The sequence below is a fragment of the Prosthecodimorpha staleyi genome (genome assembly GCF_018729455.1).
Classification (GTDB): domain Bacteria; phylum Pseudomonadota; class Alphaproteobacteria; order Rhizobiales; family Ancalomicrobiaceae; genus Prosthecodimorpha; species Prosthecodimorpha staleyi.
Genome location: NZ_JAHHZF010000018.1, coordinates 15,235 through 33,674 on the forward strand (window position 1 = coordinate 15,235; position 18,440 = coordinate 33,674).

The 18,440-nt window shown below is 69.2% G+C and carries 19 protein-coding genes; 11 read left to right on the forward strand and 8 right to left on the reverse strand.

What is annotated here, in order from left to right:
* Positions 1-154 precede the first annotated feature (154 nt).
* The 5 genes from KL771_RS26460 to KL771_RS26480 form a co-directional block, all read right to left on the reverse strand.
* On the reverse strand, positions 155-1,570 hold the full coding sequence (locus KL771_RS26460) for an FAD-binding oxidoreductase (RefSeq protein WP_261971519.1): 1,416 nt from the start codon (positions 1,568-1,570) through the stop codon (positions 155-157).
* A gap of 3 nt (positions 1,571-1,573) precedes the next feature.
* The gene (locus KL771_RS26465) at positions 1,574-2,917 is read right to left on the reverse strand and encodes a cytosine deaminase (RefSeq protein WP_261971520.1); all 1,344 of its coding nucleotides are present in this window, start codon (positions 2,915-2,917) and stop codon (positions 1,574-1,576) included.
* 10 nt (positions 2,918-2,927) lie between these two features.
* On the reverse strand, positions 2,928-3,758 hold the full coding sequence (locus KL771_RS26470; protein WP_261971521.1) for an ABC transporter permease: 831 nt from the start codon (positions 3,756-3,758) through the stop codon (positions 2,928-2,930).
* Between the two features lie 14 nt (positions 3,759-3,772).
* Complete coding sequence (locus KL771_RS26475; RefSeq protein ID WP_261971543.1) at positions 3,773-4,564, reverse strand: ABC transporter ATP-binding protein; 792 nt, start codon at positions 4,562-4,564, stop codon at positions 3,773-3,775.
* Between the two features lie 196 nt (positions 4,565-4,760).
* Positions 4,761-5,795 (reverse strand): ABC transporter substrate-binding protein, encoded by a 1,035-nt coding sequence (locus KL771_RS26480; RefSeq protein ID WP_390867807.1) that lies wholly within the window; start codon positions 5,793-5,795, stop codon positions 4,761-4,763.
* A 249-nt stretch (positions 5,796-6,044) separates the two neighbouring features.
* Between KL771_RS26480 and KL771_RS26485 the strand changes: the two genes are divergently transcribed.
* From KL771_RS26485 to KL771_RS26510, 6 genes are all read left to right on the forward strand, one after another.
* Entirely contained in the window at positions 6,045-6,440 is a 396-nt protein-coding gene (locus KL771_RS26485) for a RidA family protein (RefSeq protein WP_261971522.1), read from the forward strand.
* 26 nt (positions 6,441-6,466) lie between these two features.
* Entirely contained in the window at positions 6,467-7,048 is a 582-nt protein-coding gene (locus KL771_RS26490) for a Uma2 family endonuclease (protein ID WP_261971523.1), read from the forward strand.
* 88 nt (positions 7,049-7,136) lie between these two features.
* Positions 7,137-7,670, forward strand: coding sequence for a Uma2 family endonuclease (locus KL771_RS26495; RefSeq protein WP_261971524.1), 534 nt, complete (start codon positions 7,137-7,139; stop codon positions 7,668-7,670).
* A 25-nt stretch (positions 7,671-7,695) separates the two neighbouring features.
* The gene (locus KL771_RS26500) at positions 7,696-9,036 is read left to right on the forward strand and encodes an 8-oxoguanine deaminase (RefSeq protein WP_261971525.1); all 1,341 of its coding nucleotides are present in this window, start codon (positions 7,696-7,698) and stop codon (positions 9,034-9,036) included.
* Positions 9,037-9,038: 2 nt separating this feature from the next.
* Positions 9,039-9,839 carry a creatininase family protein gene (locus KL771_RS26505; RefSeq protein WP_261971526.1) on the forward strand — a complete coding sequence of 267 codons (801 nt, stop codon included), beginning with the start codon at positions 9,039-9,041 and terminating at the stop codon, positions 9,837-9,839.
* A 98-nt stretch (positions 9,840-9,937) separates the two neighbouring features.
* Entirely contained in the window at positions 9,938-10,333 is a 396-nt protein-coding gene (locus KL771_RS26510; RefSeq protein WP_261971527.1) for a DUF4259 domain-containing protein, read from the forward strand.
* 34 nt (positions 10,334-10,367) lie between these two features.
* Here KL771_RS26510 and KL771_RS26515 read toward each other — a convergent pair whose 3' ends face one another.
* Together KL771_RS26515 and eda are read right to left on the reverse strand one after the other, a co-directional pair.
* Positions 10,368-11,132, reverse strand: coding sequence for a tellurite resistance TerB family protein (locus KL771_RS26515; RefSeq protein WP_261971528.1), 765 nt, complete (start codon positions 11,130-11,132; stop codon positions 10,368-10,370).
* A gap of 103 nt (positions 11,133-11,235) precedes the next feature.
* On the reverse strand, positions 11,236-11,874 hold the full coding sequence (gene eda, locus KL771_RS26520; protein ID WP_261971529.1) for a bifunctional 4-hydroxy-2-oxoglutarate aldolase/2-dehydro-3-deoxy-phosphogluconate aldolase: 639 nt from the start codon (positions 11,872-11,874) through the stop codon (positions 11,236-11,238).
* A 189-nt stretch (positions 11,875-12,063) separates the two neighbouring features.
* Between eda and KL771_RS26525 the strand changes: the two genes are divergently transcribed.
* Complete coding sequence (locus tag KL771_RS26525; protein WP_261971545.1) at positions 12,064-12,852, forward strand: sulfotransferase family protein; 789 nt, start codon at positions 12,064-12,066, stop codon at positions 12,850-12,852.
* A 27-nt stretch (positions 12,853-12,879) separates the two neighbouring features.
* Here the strand turns inward: KL771_RS26525 and KL771_RS26530 are convergent, their stop codons facing one another.
* Positions 12,880-13,359 (reverse strand): DUF2269 family protein, encoded by a 480-nt coding sequence (locus tag KL771_RS26530; protein ID WP_261971530.1) that lies wholly within the window; start codon positions 13,357-13,359, stop codon positions 12,880-12,882.
* 349 nt (positions 13,360-13,708) lie between these two features.
* Between KL771_RS26530 and KL771_RS26535 the strand changes: the two genes are divergently transcribed.
* The 4 genes from KL771_RS26535 to KL771_RS26550 all read left to right on the forward strand — a co-directional run bounded on the left by KL771_RS26535 (position 13,709) and on the right by KL771_RS26550 (position 18,172).
* Entirely contained in the window at positions 13,709-14,356 is a 648-nt protein-coding gene (locus KL771_RS26535) for an exopolysaccharide biosynthesis protein (protein WP_261971531.1), read from the forward strand.
* A 214-nt stretch (positions 14,357-14,570) separates the two neighbouring features.
* Positions 14,571-15,386, forward strand: coding sequence for a TrmH family RNA methyltransferase (locus KL771_RS26540; protein ID WP_261971532.1), 816 nt, complete (start codon positions 14,571-14,573; stop codon positions 15,384-15,386).
* 140 nt (positions 15,387-15,526) lie between these two features.
* The gene (locus KL771_RS26545; protein WP_261971533.1) at positions 15,527-17,047 is read left to right on the forward strand and encodes a S10 family peptidase; all 1,521 of its coding nucleotides are present in this window, start codon (positions 15,527-15,529) and stop codon (positions 17,045-17,047) included.
* Positions 17,048-17,170: 123 nt separating this feature from the next.
* Positions 17,171-18,172, forward strand: coding sequence for an LLM class flavin-dependent oxidoreductase (locus KL771_RS26550; protein ID WP_261971534.1), 1,002 nt, complete (start codon positions 17,171-17,173; stop codon positions 18,170-18,172).
* The last annotated feature ends 268 nt before the right edge of the window (positions 18,173-18,440 follow it).

The window sequence follows — 18,440 nt, forward strand, 5'->3', positions numbered from 1 at the left end:
TCCCCCGACCCCGATCCCGCAACCTCCCCTTCTCTCCCCAAGGGGGGAGAAGGTGCCCGAAGGGCGGATGAGGGGGACGATGGCGACAGGCGCGCGACCCCGGCGGTTCGCGGGCGATGCCGGAACCGGCAGGCCGGCCGGGGACGTGCGATCGTTACGCACCGGCGGCGGCTGCGGCGAGGCCGGGGAAGAGGAACAGCTTGCCGGACGAGAAATCGAAATCCGGGTCTTCCCAGGCGATCATCTTGCCCGGATTGAGCAGCCCCTTCGGATCGGCCTCGCGCTTGAAGGCGAGTTGGATCGGGTCGGACTGCTTCATGCCGCCCTCCTCCAGCGTATAGCGGTGCGGATTGAAGATCGGGCAGCCGTTGGCCTCGTGCAGGCGCATGATCTCGTCGAGCCGCGGCTCGCTGGTGTAGCGCACGATCGGCAGTCCAAAGCAGGTGACGCGCCCGTCGAAACGGACGAATTCGCAATGCGCCGGCACCTCGTCGCCGAAGAGGCCGACCATCCGCTCGACGCTCTCGACATGGGTCGGAAAGGGATAGAGCACCTGCAGATAGGTGATCGACGGATCGACCCTGAGGCCCCGCAGGGTGGTGTGGTTCCAGGCCAGTTCGTAGGCCGGCGGCAGGCTCTTCAGCTCCTCCGCCGTGGCCCTGTCGGAGCGGTAGACGATTTCGGCCTTGCGGCGCGCCGCGAAGGTCTCGAAGGCCCCCATGGCGTGCGGGGCGACCATCACCACGACGACCGACTGGTCGCGGCGCAGAAACTTCTGGTGGCGCAGGAAATAGTCGTAGGGCACCGGCGCGGCGATCGGGGCGATCTCCTTGACCAGGATACCGTCCTCGTTGCCGAGATCGTCGCCGAAGCGCACCGCGGCCATGAAGTCGTCGAACGCGACCAGCACGTCGATCCAGTCATAGGCGGCGGTCAGCGGCATCTCGACTTCGGTGATCACGCCGTTGGTGCCGTAGGCATGCATCACCTTGGAGAGATCGTCGCCGGTGATGTCGAGCACGCGCGGGCTCGCCTCGCAGGTCACCACCCGGGCGCGGATCACATTGCCGAGGTCTCGCAGGCCGCCCCAGTTGATCGAGCCGATGCCGCCCGATCCGCCGGCGATGAAGCCGCCGATCGTGGCCGTGCGATAGGTCGAGGGATGCAGCCGCAGCTCCTGGCCGGAATGGGCGCGGGTCGCGGCATCGAGTTCGGAGATGACGATGCCGGCGCCGGCCGTCACCGAACCGGGGCGGATCGCGCCGACCTGCTTCAGTTCGGTCAGCGCCATCACGACGCCGCCCGACAGCGGCATGGCCTGGCCGTAATTGCCGGTACCGGTGCCCCGGGTCGTGACCGGCACGCCGGTCTCGTAGGCCGCGGCCAGGATGCGGATCACCTCGGCCTCGTCACGCGGGGTGACGATCAGGTCGGCGGTGACATGGTCGAGCTGGCGCTTCAGGACCGGCGAATACCAGTAGAAGTCGCGGCTCTTCTGCTTGACGATCTGGGCATTGTCCTCGATCCGGACGCCGTCGATCAGGGCCCGGAACTTCGCGAGATCGGCCATGGGTCACTCCGCTGACGGCTCGGATCGGTTCTGCATCAGATCGTCCAGTTCGCGATAGTCCGGCAAAGTGCGGTCGATCGCCCGGCCGCGCCGGAGCACGGTGCGGTCGGCCTGCGGGCGCGACAGGAATTCGGTCCAGCTGCGTGCCCGGAACAGCACCAGATCGGCCGGCGCGCCTTCGGCGATCACGCCGAGATCGGGACGGCGCATGACCGCGGCGGGGGTTCGGGCGATTACGGCCGGCCAATCGCCCATCGGGTGGTCGAGATGCAGGATGCGCACCGCCTCGCGAAACACCTCGACCGCATCCAGATCGCCATAGGCGTAGAATGGATCGCGGGTGTTGTCGGAAGAAACCGAAACCTCAATACCCCGCGCCTTCATCTCGTGCAGCAGCGTGACGCCGCGCCAGCGCGGCGTGCGGCCGGGCACGCGGTCCTGCAGGTACATGTTGCACATCGGCAGCGAGACGACCGCGATGCCCGCCCTGGCCATCATGTCCAGCGTGCGGTCGACGGTCGCCTCGTCCTGGCGGGCGAGCGAGCAGCAATGGCCGACCGTGATGCGGCCCTGGAAGCCGGTCGCCAGCGCCGTCTCGGCGATCACCCCCAAGGTCTTGACCGTCGGATCGCCGGTCTCGTCGACATGGAAGTCGAGGTCGAAACCGTGCTCGGCCGCCTTGCGGAACAGGGTCCCGAGCCCTGTCTCCAACTCCGGCACCATATAGGTGACCGCGCCGAGGATGCCGGTGCCGTGCGCCAGCACCTCGGCCACGATCGCATCGACGAAGGCCTCGTCGACGGCGAAATTGATGCCGAACAGCGGCGAGCCCTGCAGGTCGATCCGCCCCTCCCAGGCCTCGCGCATGGCCCGGAAGACCGGCCAGGAGATGCGGTGCTGCGGGGCGATCGAGTCGATATGGGTGCGGATCGCGGTGGTGCCGTGCGCATAGGCGCTGCGCAGCGCGAAATCCATGCGCCGGCGGACATCGTCGGCCGTCCAATGCGCCAGCCGGTCGGCCAGGACGTTTTCGAGCGCGCCCTGGAAGGTGCCGTCCGGATTGCGCCGGCGCGGCCAGATATGGCCCTTGTCGAGATGGGTGTGCAGTTCGACGAAGCCAGGGAAAACCAGGCCGCGATCGAGATCGGCGACCGCGATGTCCTGCGGGGCGGCCGCGCCGGTCGGCGCGATGCGGGCGATGCGGCCGCCGGCGATCAGGATGTCGACCACGGCGAGGCCGTCGCGGTCGGGCGCCAGCTCCACGCCGTCGACCAGCGCGGTCGGCACGGTGGCGCGGGCCAGGAACAGGGTATCGGCCTCGATCGGCTTCAGGAATCCGGTCTGCATCGGTCTCGTCTCAGCTTTCGCGCCGGATCGCGCTCTCGTGCCAGCGCCGCAGCGCCAGATGGGTGATCAGGCTGGTCAGACCGTAGATGGCGACGCCAGTCAGGGCGAGCAGCAGCAACGCCACGAACATGCGCGGCACCAGCATGCGGTATTGCGCCTCCAGGATGCGGAAGGCGAGGCCGCCCTTGGCGCCGGCCGCACCGGCGGCGAATTCCGCCACCACCGAAGCGATCAGCGCCAGACCGCCGGCGATGCGCAGCCCGGTCAGCAGATAGGGCAGGCTCGACGGTAGCTTGAGGAGCCACAGGGTCTGGCCGGGGCTGGCGCGGTAGAGCTTGAACAGGTCGAGCAGGTTGTGGTCGACGCTCTTCAGGCCCTGCGTGGTGTTGGCCAGGATCGGGAAGAAGGTGACCAGCAGCGCGCAGGAATACAACGTTGTCGTGGTCTCGAAGAAGATCAGCAGGATCGGCGCGATGGCGATGATCGGCGTCACCTGCAGGATGACCATGTAGGGGGCTAGCGCGTAGTCGAGCCAGCGGAACTGGACGACCACGATCGCCAGGGCCACGCCGGACACCATGGCGATCAGCAGCGCCACGCCGGTAATGGTCAGCGTCGTCTGCAGCGCGGGCAGGAGCGACGGGATATCACGGAAGGTGGCGAGGTAGACGGTGATCGGGCTCGGCAGCAGGTAGCCGGGCACGGCATTGAGCCGCACATAGGCCTCCCAGGAGCCGATCAGCACCACCAGCAGCACCAGCGGCAGCACGACCTTCGGCAGCCAGGCGGGCAGGCCGGCCCCGGCGCGCGGCACGCCGCCGCCTTCTTCATCGTCGATCACGGGTCCGGTCGCGGTCATAGGTGATCGTTGGCTCCCATGGCGGCGTGCAGGGCGTCGGAGGCCTTGCGGCAATATTGCGCATAGACCTCGGAGGTGCGGAAATCCTCGCCGCGCGGGCCGGGCACGTCGATATCGATCTCGGCGACGACGCGTCCGGGCCGGGCGGCCATGACGACGATGCGGCTCGACAGATAGACGGATTCGAAGACCGAATGGGTCACGAAGACGACCGTCCAGCCGAGTTGCTCGCGCAGGCGCAGGATGTCGTTGTTGAGCTTGAAGCGCGTGATCTCGTCGAGCGCTGCGAAGGGCTCGTCCATCAGCAGGATCTTCGGCTGCGTGACCAGGGCGCGCGCGATCGAGACGCGCATCTTCATGCCGCCGGACAGTTCGCGCGGATAGGAGTCGGCGAATTTCGCGAGCCCGACCAGCTCGAGCGCGTGCATGATGTCGGCCCGCGCCGCCGCCTTGGAGATGCCCTTCAGCCGGAGCGGCAGCCAGACATTGCCGAACACCGTCGCCCAGGGCATCAGCGTCGGCTCCTGGAAGACGAAGCCGATCTCCCGGTCCGGGCGTCCGTCGGGATCGTAGCTCGCGGACGGCCAGTCGACCGTGCCGGTCGAGGCGGTGGCGAGACTTGCAATGATCCGGAGCGCGGTCGACTTGCCGCAGCCGGACGGTCCGAGCAGCGAAATGAACTCGCCCTGGCGGATGTCCAACGCCATGTCGGACAGCGCGACCGTCCCATTGGAGAATGTCTTGGAAATCGCCTTCAGCGAGACGATCGGCTTGCGGCTGTCGGTCATCAGGGATGCGGTATCCTCGGTCACGGACCTTTCGGTCCCGGGCGACGCAGCGCAGGGCCGCGTCCTCGTATCGTCAATCGGCCGGCCGGGATGTCGGCCCGAGATGTTCGGGCGAACCGGCAGGGTCCGGGGACCGCCGATGCCGGCACCCCCCGGAAGGTTCGTCGAACCGCGCCGCTCGGGCGCGCGCGCCGGATCAGCCGCCGGCGAGCTTCTTCTTCACATCCAGGCCGACGCCCTTGCAGACGAACTTGGTCGTGAAGGACTTCTTGTAGTCGACCGCGCCGTCGACCACCTTCGCGGACACCATCTTGTCGAAGAAGGACTTGTGCTGCGCGTCGACCATGCAGCCGATGCCCTTGGTCAGGGCTTCGCCGGATTCGACGATGCCATATTCCTTCATCTTGGCGATCGAATAGGCGATCTGGTCGTCGGACATGTCGGGATTGTCGGCCTTGATCGCCGCGTTGGCGGCCTTGTTGTCCCCGTAGAGATAGTTATACCAGCCGATCATGGTCGCATCGACGAAGCGCTGGACCAGGTCGGGCTTCTCGTCGACCAGCTTCTGGGCCGTCTCGATGGTGGTCGAATAGGTGTCGAAGCCGTTGTCGGCGAGCAGGAACAGCTTGGGCTTCCAGCCGGCCTGCTTCTCGACCTGATAGGGCTCGGAGGTGATGTAGCCCTGCTGGGCCGACTTCTTGTCGGCGATGAACGGCGCCGGATTGAAGGTATAGGGCTTGTACTGCTCGTCCTTGAAGCCCTTGTAGGCGACCTTCATCCACTGGAAGTAGGAGATGTAGCCGTCCTTGCCCATGAACAGGGTCGGCAGCTTGGCCAGATCCTCGAACTTCTCCAGGCCCTGGTCGGGATGGGCGATGAGGACCTGCGGGTCCTTCTGGAAGATCGCGCCGACGACCACGAAGGGCACGTTGTTCTTCACGCTGTCGAGCGACTGCAGCATGTTGCCGCCCATGTAGAAGTCGATCTTGCCGGCCAGCAGCAGCGTGCGGTTGGCCGCCTGCGGCCCGCCCTGCTTGATGGTCACGTCGAGGCCGTACTTCTTGTAGGTGCCATCCGCGACGGCCTGATAGTAGCCGCCATGCTCGGCCTGGGCGAGCCAGTTGGTGCCGAAGGTGACCTTGTCCTGGGCGCTGGCGCCCGCGGTCATCGCCCCCGCCAGAACGGCCGCGATCGTGCCGGTTGCCGTGATCCTGCGATCGAACAGACCCATCTTCCACTCCTCCTTGCGGAATCACGGACGCCTTGACCGCGCCGCCACCGATTTGACCGTACGGTTGAGCAAGCGACGTGCCAGTCCCGCAGCGGCATGTCCGTGCAGTCAGCCCCGCCCCCTGTGGCACCGTCCCTCCGCATACGTTCGGGAGCACGCCCAGACCGTAAGCATATGCGCGTATTTTATGCAGGTCGAGCCGATTGCTGGCGCCTTGAAGGCACCGCGACAACTGCCTAGGCTCTGGTCATGACCACGAAACGCCCGCTCGCCCCCGCCGCGATCCGCCCGCCCTTCGCCCGCTACAGCCACGGGGTGGAAGTCGCCCCCGGGGCGCGGCTGGTCTTCGTCTCCGGCCAGCTCGGTGTCCGCGCCGACGATACCGTGCCGGAAGACGCCGGCGAACAGGCGCATCTGTGCTTCGACAATATCGAGGCGATCCTTGCGGAAGCCGGCATGAGCCTCGACGACGTGGTGCAGGTCCGCGCCTTCGTCACCGACCGGGCCGACATGGCCGCCTACATGGCCGTGCGCAACGCCCGGGTCGGCACGCCGCCGCCGGCATCCACGCTGATGGTCGTGTCCGGCTTCAACCGCCCGGAGATGAAGGTGGAAGTCGAGGTCTTCGCCGCCCGCCTGCCGTGATAGGATCGGCCCGAAGGGAGCCGCCGATGGCAGAACCCGAAATCCGTCGGATGAGCGTAGACGAGTTCCTGGCCTGGGAGCCGGGGGACGGCGAGCGTTATGAACTGGTCGACGGTCAGCCGCGGGCGATGACCGGGGCGCGGATCCGGCACGATCGCATCGTGCGCCGCGTGCTGCGCCTCCTGGAGGACCGCACCGCTGGCGGGCCCTGCGAGCCCTTCTCGTCCGATATCGGCATCCACACCCCGCGCGGCGACCTGCGCCGGCCCGACGTGACGGTCGATTGCGGGCCGCGCGACCCGGACGACACCGTCGCGCGCAGGCCGGTCGTGGTGGTCGAAGTCCTGTCGCCGTCGACCAAGCACTATGATCTCCTGGTCAAGATCATCGACTACAAGGCGATCCCGTCGCTTCGCCATATTCTGTTCGTCGAGCCCGACGATCTGCGCGCGATCCTCTACAGCCGCAGCCCGGACGGTTCGTGGACCGAACTGTCCCTGATCGGCGCCGACACGGAGGTCGACCTCGCAGCGATCGGAGCCCGCGTCCGGCTCGGTGCGCTCTACGGCGGCGACCCGGGCCTTCTGGGGGGGACGATCGATGTGTGACCCTCAACGGGCGGAAGCGACGCCGGGGCTCACGCCCTCAAGCGCTCTCTGAAAGGTCGCGCCGATGGCAGAACCCGAAATCCGACGCATGAGCGTAGACGAGTTCCTGGCCTGGGAGCCGGGGGACGGCCTGCGCTATGAACTGGTCGACGGGTCACCGCGGGCGATGACCGGCGCGCGCCGGAACCACGATGACGTGGTCGTCAATGCCCCGGTGGCCCTGCGTCAGGCGTTGCGTGGCGGTCCCTGCCGACCGCATACGGACGATATCGGCGTGCGGACGGGAAGCCACACCATCCGTCGGCCGGACGTGACGGTGGATTGCGGCCCCCGGGATCCAAACGATCTCCTGGCGACCGGTCCGGTCCTGATCATCGAAGTCCTGTCGGACTCGACGCGGAAGCTCGACACGCAGTTCAAGGTGATCGAATACAAGGCCTTGCCGACCCTCCTGGCCATTCTGCTGCTCGATCCCGACGACTATGCCGCATTGCTCTATGCGCGCGAGACCGGCGGTTCGGATTGGCGCGAGATCGCGCTGATCGGGCCGGACACGATCGTTCCTCTGGCATCGCTCGAACTGTCGTTGCCTCTCGCCACCTTCTATGCCGACGTCCTGTGACGAGCGGCACCCTCGCGGAGTTGACATGCGTCTCTGGCTGAAAGACCCGATCGCCGTCCTTGCCGACGGTGCCGAACGCGGCCTCGTGGTCGAGGGGCGCCGCATCGTCGAACTGGTCGGGCGCGGTCGCGAGCCGGTGATGCCGGTCGATGCGGTCTACGAGGCCGGGCGGCATGTGATCATTCCGGGCCTGGTCAACACCCACCACCACATGTTCCAGACGCTGACGCGCGCCCATCCGGACGCGATCAACAAGGAACTGTTTCCCTGGCTGGCGGCGCTGTTCCCGATCTGGGCGCGCCACGTCAAGCCGGACAATCTGCGCCTCGCCACGCGGCTGGCCCTGACCGAACTTCTGATGTCCGGCTGCACCACGGTCTCCGACCACCAGTACCTGTTCCCGCCGGGGCTGGACTCGGCGATGGACATCCAGGCCGAGGAGGCAACCGCGGCCGGCATGCGCATGACGCTGACGCGCGGCTCGCTCAACATGTCGGTCGAGGACGGCGGCAACGCCGTCGCCGAGGCGACGCAGGATGTCGACACCATCCTGGCCGACTGCGAGCGTGTCGCCGGCCGGTATCAAGATGCCGCCGAGGGCGCCATGCTGCAGGTCGCCTTCGCACCCTGCGCACCGTTCAACGTCACCAAGCGGCTAATGGTCGAGACGGCGAAGCTGGCCGAGCGGCACGGCTGCCGGCTGCACACCCATCTCGGCGAGACCCGCGACGAGGACCAGTATTGCCTCGCCAACTTCCAGTGCCGGCCGGTCGACTATCTCGAGGAGGTCGGCTGGCTCAGCGACCGCGTCTGGCTCGCGCACGGCATCCATTTCAACGACGAGGAGGTCGCCCGGCTCGGCCGGCACGGCGTCGGCGTCTGCCATTGTCCAACCTCCAACATGGTGCTCGCCTCCGGCCTATGCCGGACGCGCGAACTGGAGGCGGCCGGCGTGCCGGTCGGGCTCGGCGTCGACGGCTCGGCCTCCAACGACAATTCCAACCTGATGGAGGGCTTGCGTCACGCGCTGATGATCGGCCGTCTCGCCTATGACGCCACGCTCAGCCACACAGACGCCCTGCGCTGGGCGACGGAGGGCTCCGCGCGCTGCCTCGGCCGGACCGATATCGGCCGCATCGCGCCCGGCCTGCAGGCGGATCTGGCGCTCTTCACGCTCGACGAACTGCGCTTCTCCGGCGCCGGCGATCCGATCGCCGCCCTCGTCCTGTGCGGCGCGCATCGCGCCGACCGGGTGATGGTCGCCGGGGACTGGCGCGTCGTCGACGGCCTGCCGGTCCATCTCGACATCGCCGAACTGCGCGCCCAGCACGGCGCCGCCGCCCGCGCATTCCTCGAAAGGCTCTGAGCATGCCCCCCAAGCGCTACTGGCACGAACTGACCAGCTTCGACTTCCGCACCCCCGACGTGGCCGACTGGATCGCCGTCCTGCCGGTGGCGGCGATCGAGCAGCATGGGCCGCATCTGCCCGTGGCGACCGACATGGTGATCAACGAGGGGCATGTCGCGCGCACGCTTGCGATCCTGCCGGCCGACCTGCCGGTCCTGTTCCTGCCGACCCAGGCGATCGGCAAGTCGAACGAGCACATCTCCTTGCCCGGCACGCTGACCTTCACCTGGGAGACGGTCACCAAGGCCTGGCTGGAGATCGGCGACAGCGTCGCCCGGGCCGGGATCCGCAAGCTGGTGATCATCAACAGCCATGGCGGCAACGTGCCGATCATCGACATCGTCGCACGCGAATTGCGGGTGCGTCACGACATGCTGGTCGTCGGCACCGCCTGGTCGCGCTTCGGCCAGCCGGACGGGCTCTATGGCGAGAAGGACCGCCGCTTCGGCATCCATGGCGGCGAGATCGAGACCTCGATCATGCTCGCGCTGCGGCCCGACCTGGTGAAGATGGCCGAGGCGCGCGACTTCCGCTCGAACCAAGAGAATTTCGAGCAGGAATTCAAGCATCTGCGCGCCCACGGCCTGAGCCAGTTCGGCTGGAAGGCGCAGGACCTGAACCCGGACGGCACGGTCGGCGACGCCTCGATCGCGACCGCCGCCAAGGGCGAGGCCTCGCTCGACCATGCCGCCCGCACCATGGTCGAGCTCCTGGGCGACGTGCACCGCTTCGATCTGGCCCGCCTGTGGCGGCCGGCCTGACGTCCGCGCCGCGCCCTCCTGTGCCGCGGTTGCGCCGTCATACGGCTTGCAGCCAGGTCGGCTAGTGTGGTCCCACAACGTTTGAGCGGGAGAGTCGGATGGGCGTCTGGGGACCGAACGTATTCGAAAACGATTCGGCGCTCGATCTGATCGACGAGATCGTCGACGGCGGCGGCCTCGCCGGCATCGAAGAGGCGCTCGACCAGGTCCTGGCGGCGAAAGACTATCTCGAGGCGCCGGAGGCCGAGGCCGGACTGGCCGCCGGCGCGATCCTGGCGCTGATGGCCGGACGCGGGGACGGCAGGGAGGTCTCGGACGATCTCGCCGCGTGGCTCGGGGCGGCGGGCGCAGCCCCGCCGGCACTGTTGGCCAAGGCCCGCAGGGCCGCCGCGCGGACCCTCGCCGAGGGCTCGGAACTGGCCGAACTCTGGAACGAAGGCCCCGACGCGGAAATCTGGCGCGACGCGGTCCACGACCTGATCGAACGGCTCTGAACGGGGCCGCCGAGCGATCGGAACGGCGCCCGGATCAGCCCGCCGCGCGGGCGGCCGCGATTCGGGCCTCGACCTCGGCGACGAGACCGGGCTCCAGGCCCAGCCGGCTGGCCAGTTCGGTCAGATAGGCCTTTTCCGAATTGCGATCCGGCGTGATCGCCAGCGCCGACGCGGCATAAAGCTGGACCGCCATCTGGGGCGACGTCGACGCGGCCACCACCTTGTCGATGTCGACCGGGCTCGACAGCTCGGCTTCCAGGAAGGCATTGGTTTCCAGATCGAGCCCGGCCTCCGAGGCCTTGCCGAGAATGGTGCGATATTCCTTCGGATCGACGACGCCATCCGCCTTGGCGGCACTGATCATGGCCACGATCAGTGCTGTCGCCACGCCCTGTTCGCCACCCGGATGCTCGATCGCCGGCGGCGCTTCGCCGGTTGCGGCCGGCTGGCCGCCCTTGCTCGCCTGCCATTGGCTATAGGCCTTCCAGGCCAGACCGCCGATGGCCGCCAGGGCGCCCGCTTGCAGAACCGTTCCGCCGACCTTGCGGCCGGTGTCGGAGCCCAGCAATACGCCGAGCAGTCCGCCCGCCGCCGCGCCGATGCCCAGTTGCTCCGCATTGCGGGAGAGATAGTCACGGGCCTTGTCGACGGTCTCCTGGCCGAAGGCCTGGCTCGCCTGACCGGCGATGGCGTCGGTACCCTGGCCGAGCAGATCGCGCCCCTTGGTCAGAAGATCGTCGGCCAGCGCCCCGCCCTGGGGGCCGACCAATTGATCGAGAAGCTTACGGGCGTCGAACATCGCATGGTCCTCCCTGAACACGGGAGAACTGTGGGGATGGCCACCGACATCTGCAAGACGGGGACGGGCGTCGGATCGGCCTTGGCGGGGCGAAAATGCCAGATCAGGGTCGCGCCAGCGCCGCCGCCTCGCGCGCCAGGGTCTCGATCCGGGCCCAGTCGCGCGCCTTGACGGCGTCGGCCGGGACGACCCAGGAGCCGCCGACGCACATCACGTTGGGCAGGGCGAGATATTTCGGCGCCTTCTCCAGCGTGATGCCGCCGGTCGGACAGAAGCGGAGATGCGGCAGCGGCGAGGACAGCGCTTTCAGGTACTCCGCGCCGCCGGCCGGCTCCGCCGGAAAGAATTTCATCCGGCGATAGCCGTGCTCGGCCAGCGTCATCGCCTCGCCGGCCGTCGCGACACCGGGCAGCAGCGGCACCGGCGAGCCTTCCGCGGCATGGATCAGCTTCGGCGAGGCGCCCGGCGAGACCAGGAACTCGGCCCCGCAGGCGACTGCAGCGGTCAGCTGGTCGATGTCGAGCACCGTACCGGCGCCGACCACCGCGCCCTCGATCGCCTTGCAGGCCGTCAGGCAATCGAGCGCGGCCGGCGTGCGCAGGGTGATTTCGAGCACCGGCAGGCCGCCGCGGACCAGCGCGCGGCCGATTTCCACGGCGCTCTCCGGATCGTCGAAGAGCAGGACCGGAATGACGGGGGCCATCGCCACGATGGCATCAAGACGATCGATATCCTGGGTCATGCCCTTGCTTAATCCATCACATCCGCGATGAGAAGGCTTTGCCGCACCGACCCGCCGGGTTCCAGCCTTACCGCCCGGCTTGCCGCCGGCGGCCGGATCTGAAAGTTTCCCGGCAGGTTCGGATGCCATGCAGCCGGCCCGTCGATCGCCGGGCGCTGGCGCGGGAGGAAAGAGACCATCGTGACCTGGATGCAGCGGCTCGCCGAAATGACCGGACTGGCGGCGCGACCCGAGCGCCATTTCGTGGTCGTGCCGCAGTTGCGCCTCGCCTATGGGCGGATCCCCAAGGTCGCCAACACGTCGATCCGGACGCTGCTCGCCCGCCATGTCCGCCGCACCCCGGAAGGCCGGGAGATGCCGCCCAACACCGACGCCTTCTGGCAGACCGGCACGGAGGATGCCGCGATCCTGAGCGCGGCGGAGCTGAAGGCGCGCCACCCGGATGTCTTCGTCTTCTCCTTCGTGCGCGATCCGTTCGACCGGCTGGTCTCCTGCTGGTGCGACATGATCGACCGGCCGCGCAGCGTGCTGCCGGCGCTGGCCGCCAACGGCTTTGCGGCCGGAATGGATTTCGGAGCCTTCCTGCGCCATGCCGCGACCGTGCCCGACCGGCGGGCCGACCTGCATGTCCGCGCCCAGGCCGCCATGCTGGTCGAAGGCGGGCGCGCGGTGCCGGATTTCGTCGGCCGCTACGAGCGGCTGGCCGAGGACTGGACGGTGGTGATCGGCGAGGTCCGTGCGCGCAGCGGCGTCACGCTCGACCCACTGCCGCAATCCAACGTCCGGCGTCGCGACCGTTCGGACGTGCCGCTGCTCTTCGCCGATCCCGCCCTGGTCGAGATCGCGCGCAGCCGCTACGCCGAGGACTTCCGGCTTTGGTATCCGGACCGGACCGCGCCGCGCGCCGGCATCGCCCCGCCGCCGCCCGCGCCCAAGGCGCCGCCCCGCACGCCCCGCCGCAAGCCCGAACGGGCCTGACGGGCATGCGCGCGCCGGGCATGCGTGTCAGTCCCAGCCGGGGATTGCCGGCCGGGCGATCATCAGCGCCAGGATCGCCATCACGGCCGCGAAGGCCGGAAAGCCGAAGGCGAACCACCAGGCGAACAGGCGATGGTAGAGCGGCGGCAGGACGCTGCCGGTGGCGAGGGCCGCGGCCGCCAGATCGCGCATCTTCATCTGCATGGCGACCACTGGCAGCCACAAGGCCCCGGTGACCAGATAGAGCAGCAGCGCCAGCGCGATCCAGCCGTCGCCGAGCGACAGGCCGAGGATATGGACGAGGCCGAGACCGGTCAGCGGCTGCAGAACCACGGCGGTCGCCGTGAACAGGAAATCGGCGACCACGACGATCCGGGCCACGCCGGCGATCGTCGCCACCTCACCGGTGCGATGCGCGGCGAGCATGAAGAAGGCGATGCCGGCCCCGGTGCCGAGCAGCACGCAGGCGCCGATCACATGCAGGAATTTCAACGCGAGATAGAACAACGGCGCCTCCCGGCCCGGCGAGATCGCGCCGACATTCGGACAAGCCCGGAGGACATGCAATCGGCCGGAACGGACCCGGCCTTGCCGCATCCCGGCATCCGCGGCGCCATTTCCGGGTGATACTGGCCGGCATCCGCAGATCTTCCATCCCTTGAATTTCGTCGGCCGAACCCGATCTACGGACCATCGCGGCTCCGGGAATTGCGCCTGTCCGGGCGACGCCGGGCCGCCGGTCCCGGGGCCGCGCAGGCCGCCGGACACCATCCGAACCGGTCGGCGCCAACGACGGACTTTGCGGGACCCGCCGCCGGCCGGGCGACGAAGGGAAGAACGGGGTTCTTGTGCGCAGATGACGGAACAGGACGGCGCGCACCCCTCCCCGCCCGATCTCGCCGCCCTGCCGGCATCGCGTCGGTTGCATGGCCTGGCCGAAAGCCTGAATGCCGAGACGATCGGGCTCGGCGAATTGGTCGACCGGCTCGGTCACGCCGGCTTCGGCTTCTTCCTGCTGATCCTGACCGTCATCGTGCTGATCCCGATCCCCGGGCCGATCGGCATGGTCCTGGGCGTCGTGATCGGCTTCGTCGCCCTTCAGCTTCTCGTCGGCGCCCGGCGGCTCTGGCTGCCGGACTTCATGCGGCGGCGCCACATTCCGGCCGCGCCGCTCAAGGCCATGCTGGTCCGGATCATCCCGAAGCTGGCCTGGGTCGAAGCCTTCCTGAAGCCGCGCCGCTGGCCGCAGCTGACCGGCTTCGGCGCCCGCAGCCTGCTGGCGGTGCCGGTGCTGCTGATGGGCGCGACCATCACGCTGCCGATCCCGCTCGGCAATTTCGTGCCGGCCTTCGCCCTGATGGCGGTGGCCCTCGGCCTGATCATCCGCGACGGCCTCGCGGTGATCGCCGGCCTCGTGCTGGCCGTGCTGGCGATCGTCTGGACCGCCGCCCTGATCACCGTCGGCGCCGAGCTGACCGCTTCGCTGTTCGCCTGGCTGTGGTGATCGGGGCCGGGCAGGCCATCGTCCGGCCTGCGACCATGACGGTCGCGGTGGCGCCGGACCGGCGGCGGGGGCTCGACCGGTCCGGGCACCGTGACGGGTCCTCGACCGCATGACGAACCGGACCCGGGAACGATCCTCGTCCATCACCCCTGTCACCGCGCCGACGCGAGCCGTAATCTTCCTGCCAGCCTGACGCAGCGAAACTGGAGGGTCCGTGCCGCCCCTGATTCCGATCGACGATCCCGACGATCCGCGCATCGCCGCCTTCCGCGAAATCCGCGAGCGCGATCTCGTCCGGCGCGACCAGCTCTTCGTCGCCGAGGGCGAGGTGGTGCTGAATGTCCTGGTCCGCTCGCCCCTGTGCCGGCCGACCGCGCTCCTGCTGCTCGACAGCCGCGTCGATGCGCTGGCCGCCGTCCTGGACGCGCTGCCGCAGGACGTGCCGGTCCATGTCGCCCCGCGCGCGGTGATCGATCGGATCGTCGGCTTCCCGCTGCATCGTGGCATCCTGGCGCTCGGCCGGCGGCTCGCGGCGCCGACGCCGGACGACCTCCTGGCGCGGCTGCCGGCGGGGCGGGCGCGGGTCCTGGTGCTGGTCGGCATCGCCAATCACGACAATATGGGCGGCATCCTGCGCAACGCCGCCGCCTTCGGCGCCGATGCGGTGCTGATCGACCATGCCTCGTGCGATCCGCTCTATCGCAAGGCGATCCGGGTCTCGGTCGGCGCGGCCCTGCTGGTGCCCTTCGCGCGCCTCGAAGCCGACCGCGATCCCGTCGACCTCGTGCGCGCGGCCGGGCTGGAGCCCCTCGCCCTGACGCCCTCGGGCGCCGAAACGCTGGCCGACCTGCCTGATCTGCCACGCGCCGCCCTGCTGTTCGGCACCGAAGGCCCCGGCCTGCCCGCCGCCACGATCGCGCGCTGCCGCGGCATCCGCATTCCGATGGCCGGCGGCTTCGACAGTCTCAACGTCGCCACCACCAGCGGTATCGTCCTGCACCATCTGGCCGGAGCGAAAGCACCGCGGTGATCCGGCTTTCGATCTCTTAAGCCGGCTCACAATCTCGATATCGGTATCGCCGGGAGGGCTCCCGCGCCTCGCCATCCCGCCGCCGGCCTCGGTCGGGCCGCAATCGGCCCGGCAGAATCGGTACAGACCGGAGTCTCCTGATGCGCCATAGCCTGACCGCCCTGCTGCTCGCCGCATCGATCCTCGCCGTCCCGGCCACCCCGGGAGCCCTCGCCCAATCGGACACCGCCTCGCCGCCCGCCCGGACGGCCGTCCGGCCCTCCCCCGACAATCCATCCGAACTGCCGCCGCCGAGCGTCACCCGCCACCGGCTGAAACTGCCCGACGGCGAGCTCGCCTTCACGGCCACCGCCGGCGCCACCCGGCTTCATGACGACGGCGGCACGCCGATCGCCGACTTCGTGCTGACCAGCTACCGCCTCGACGGTGCCGATCCGGCCCGCCGCCCGGTCGCCTTCGTGGTCAATGGCGGCCCCGGCGCCTCGTCGGCCTGGCTCCAGCTCGGCGCGCTCGGCCCCTGGCGCCTTGTCCTCGACGGCGCGGCCTCGCCGCCCTCGACGCCGCCGCGCCTGGTCGAGAATGCGGAGACCTGGCTCGCCTTCACGGACCTCGTCTTGATCGACCCCGCCGGCACCGGCTACAGCCGCCTGGTCGGTACCGGCGACGACATGCGCCGGCGCGCCTATTCGGTCGACGGCGACATCGACTTCCTGGCCGCGATCATCCGCCGCTGGACCGAGGACAACCGCCGCGAACTGTCGCCGAAGGTCTTCGTCGGCGAAAGCTACGGCGGCTTCCGCGGGCCGCTGGTCGCCCGGGCGCTCGCCACCGATCACGGCATCGGCCTGAAGGGCCTCGTCCTGGTCTCGCCGGTGCTCGACTTCCGCCTGCGCGACAGTCGCAACATCCAGGCGGAGGCCGCCCTGCTGCCGTCCATGGTCGCCGCCGCGCGCCGGCTCGATCCCGCCCTTGCCGGCCCGCCGATCGCGGAGATCGAGCGGATCGCGGCCAGCGACCATCTCACCGACCTCGCCCGCGGCCCGCGCGACGAGGCCGCGCGCGGGCGGATCGTCGAGCGCGTCGCCGCCTGGACCGGGCTCGATCCTGCGCTCGTCGCCCAATATGGCGGGCGCCTGCCGCTGAACGTGTTCCTGAACCATGTCGACCGGCGCGGCGGCCGGTTCGGCAGCCCCTACGATGCCGCCGCGGTCGGCCTCGATCCGAACCCGTTCGGCGAGAGCCACGGCGCGCTCGATCCGGTGCTCGACGCTCTCAAGGCGCCGTTCACGTCCGCCGCGCGCGAACTCTATGCCGGCAAGCTCGACTGGGCGCCGAAACGCCGCTACGAGCTGCTGTCGAACGGCGTCAACCGGGCCTGGGAATGGGGCCGCTCGCTGTCGCCACCGCAATCCTCGGCCGCGCTCGGCGAGATGCTCGCCGCCGACCCGACGCTCAGCACCGTCGTGGTGCATGGCTCGGCCGATCTGGTCACGCCCTACATGGCCTCTCGCTTCGCGATGGATCAGATCGCGGTGCCCGGCGTCGGCGACCGCCTGCAGCTGCGCGTCCTCGCGGGCGGACACATGTTCTACGCCGATCCGGCCTCGCGCATCGCCTTCCGGGATATCGGCCGCGACCTCGTCGCCGGCGCATTGCGCTGACGCGGGCCCGACCGGGCGGACCCCTGCGCGCATCCCGACGGTCTGCCTCGCGCCGAGCGCCGGTCGCAAGACCGCGCGGTCGCGCCTATATGGAGAAGAACCCTCAGCGACAAGGCAGGCCCGATGGTTCCCGTTTCGGTGCTCGATCTCTCCCCCGTTCCCGAAGGCGCCGACCCGGCGACGGCGCTCGCCAACACGGTCGATCTGGCCATTCTGGCCGAACAGCTCGGCTATCACCGCTATTGGCTCGCCGAGCATCACAACATGACCGGCATCGCCAGTGCGGCGACCGCCGTCGTAATCGGCCGGGTCGCGGCCGCGACGCGCACGATCCGCGTCGGCTCGGGCGGCATCATGCTGCCGAACCACGCGCCGCTGGTCGTCGCCGAACAGTTCGGCACTCTGGCGAGCCTATTTCCGGGCCGGATCGATCTCGGCCTCGGCCGCGCGCCCGGCACCGACCCGACGACCGCCCAGGCCCTGCGCCGCGACCTGCACGCCGCCGCCGAGCATTTCCCGCAGGACGTGATCGAGCTGATCCGCCTGTTCGAGCCGTCCCAGCCGGGGCAGAAGCTGCGGGCCGTTCCCGGCGAAGGCCTGCGCGTGCCGGTCTTCATTCTCGGATCGAGCCTGTTCGGCGCGCAACTCGCCGCCATGCTCGGGCTGCCCTTCGCCTTCGCATCGCATTTCGCCCCGGCGCAGCTGCACGAGGCGCTGTACATCTATCGCAGCCGCTACGAACCCTCCGAACGCTGGCCGCGGCCGCATGCCATCGTGGCGATCGGCGCAGTGGCGGCCGAGACCGATGCGGCGGCCGAATTGCTGTTCACCTCGCAGCAGCAGGCCGTGCTCAACCTGCGCCGCGGCATGCCGGGCCGCCTGCCGGCCCCGGATCCGACCCTGCCGGAGCGCCTGTCCCCGATGGAACGCCACGCGCTCGACCAGTGGCTCGCCTATTCGGTCGTCGGCGGCCCGGACCGCGTGCGCCAGCGCCTCGCCGCGATCGTCGCGGAGACCCAGGCCGACGAGATCATCGCCACCGGCCAGATCTTCGACCACGCCGCCCGCCGCCGCTCCTTCGAACTCCTCGCCGCCGCCCGCGACAGTCTCGCCCTGGCGGCGTGATCGCCTGCGCCGGCGATCGATGCGGGACCGGTGTCGCGGGAGCGCGACACGGCTCCCACCATACTGATTTCTCGAAGGTCCCCCGACCTCCGAGCCGCATCCCCGGACAAGGCCCGTAAGGGCCGCCGATCCGGGGCCTACTCGCCTACCCACGGCGTCAAGATTATTTTTAGAATCAAAGACTTGTGATACGTTTCCAGCAGAGTGGGTCCCGGCTCTCCGCTGCGCTCCGGCCGGGAATGCGTTGCGAGATGGTGCACCATTTCCC

Coding starts and splice junctions, on each gene's coding strand:
- KL771_RS26495 (WP_261971524.1), top strand. CDS start 7,137: ATGAGCGTAGACGAGTTCCTGGCCTGGGAGCCGGGGGACGGCCTGCGC.
- KL771_RS26515 (WP_261971528.1), bottom strand. CDS start 11,132: ATGTTCGACGCCCGTAAGCTTCTCGATCAATTGGTCGGCCCCCAGGGC.
- KL771_RS26460 (WP_261971519.1), bottom strand. CDS start 1,570: ATGGCCGATCTCGCGAAGTTCCGGGCCCTGATCGACGGCGTCCGGATC.
- KL771_RS26510 (WP_261971527.1), top strand. CDS start 9,938: ATGGGCGTCTGGGGACCGAACGTATTCGAAAACGATTCGGCGCTCGAT.
- KL771_RS26550 (WP_261971534.1), top strand. CDS start 17,171: ATGGTTCCCGTTTCGGTGCTCGATCTCTCCCCCGTTCCCGAAGGCGCC.
- KL771_RS26535 (WP_261971531.1), top strand. CDS start 13,709: ATGACGGAACAGGACGGCGCGCACCCCTCCCCGCCCGATCTCGCCGCC.
- KL771_RS26465 (WP_261971520.1), bottom strand. CDS start 2,917: ATGCAGACCGGATTCCTGAAGCCGATCGAGGCCGATACCCTGTTCCTG.
- KL771_RS26480 (WP_390867807.1), bottom strand. CDS start 5,795: ATGGGTCTGTTCGATCGCAGGATCACGGCAACCGGCACGATCGCGGCC.
- KL771_RS26485 (WP_261971522.1), top strand. CDS start 6,045: ATGACCACGAAACGCCCGCTCGCCCCCGCCGCGATCCGCCCGCCCTTC.
- KL771_RS26525 (WP_261971545.1), top strand. CDS start 12,064: ATGCAGCGGCTCGCCGAAATGACCGGACTGGCGGCGCGACCCGAGCGC.
- KL771_RS26505 (WP_261971526.1), top strand. CDS start 9,039: ATGCCCCCCAAGCGCTACTGGCACGAACTGACCAGCTTCGACTTCCGC.
- KL771_RS26475 (WP_261971543.1), bottom strand. CDS start 4,564: ATGACCGACAGCCGCAAGCCGATCGTCTCGCTGAAGGCGATTTCCAAG.
- eda (WP_261971529.1), bottom strand. CDS start 11,874: ATGACCCAGGATATCGATCGTCTTGATGCCATCGTGGCGATGGCCCCC.
- KL771_RS26545 (WP_261971533.1), top strand. CDS start 15,527: ATGCGCCATAGCCTGACCGCCCTGCTGCTCGCCGCATCGATCCTCGCC.
- KL771_RS26500 (WP_261971525.1), top strand. CDS start 7,696: ATGCGTCTCTGGCTGAAAGACCCGATCGCCGTCCTTGCCGACGGTGCC.
- KL771_RS26490 (WP_261971523.1), top strand. CDS start 6,467: ATGGCAGAACCCGAAATCCGTCGGATGAGCGTAGACGAGTTCCTGGCC.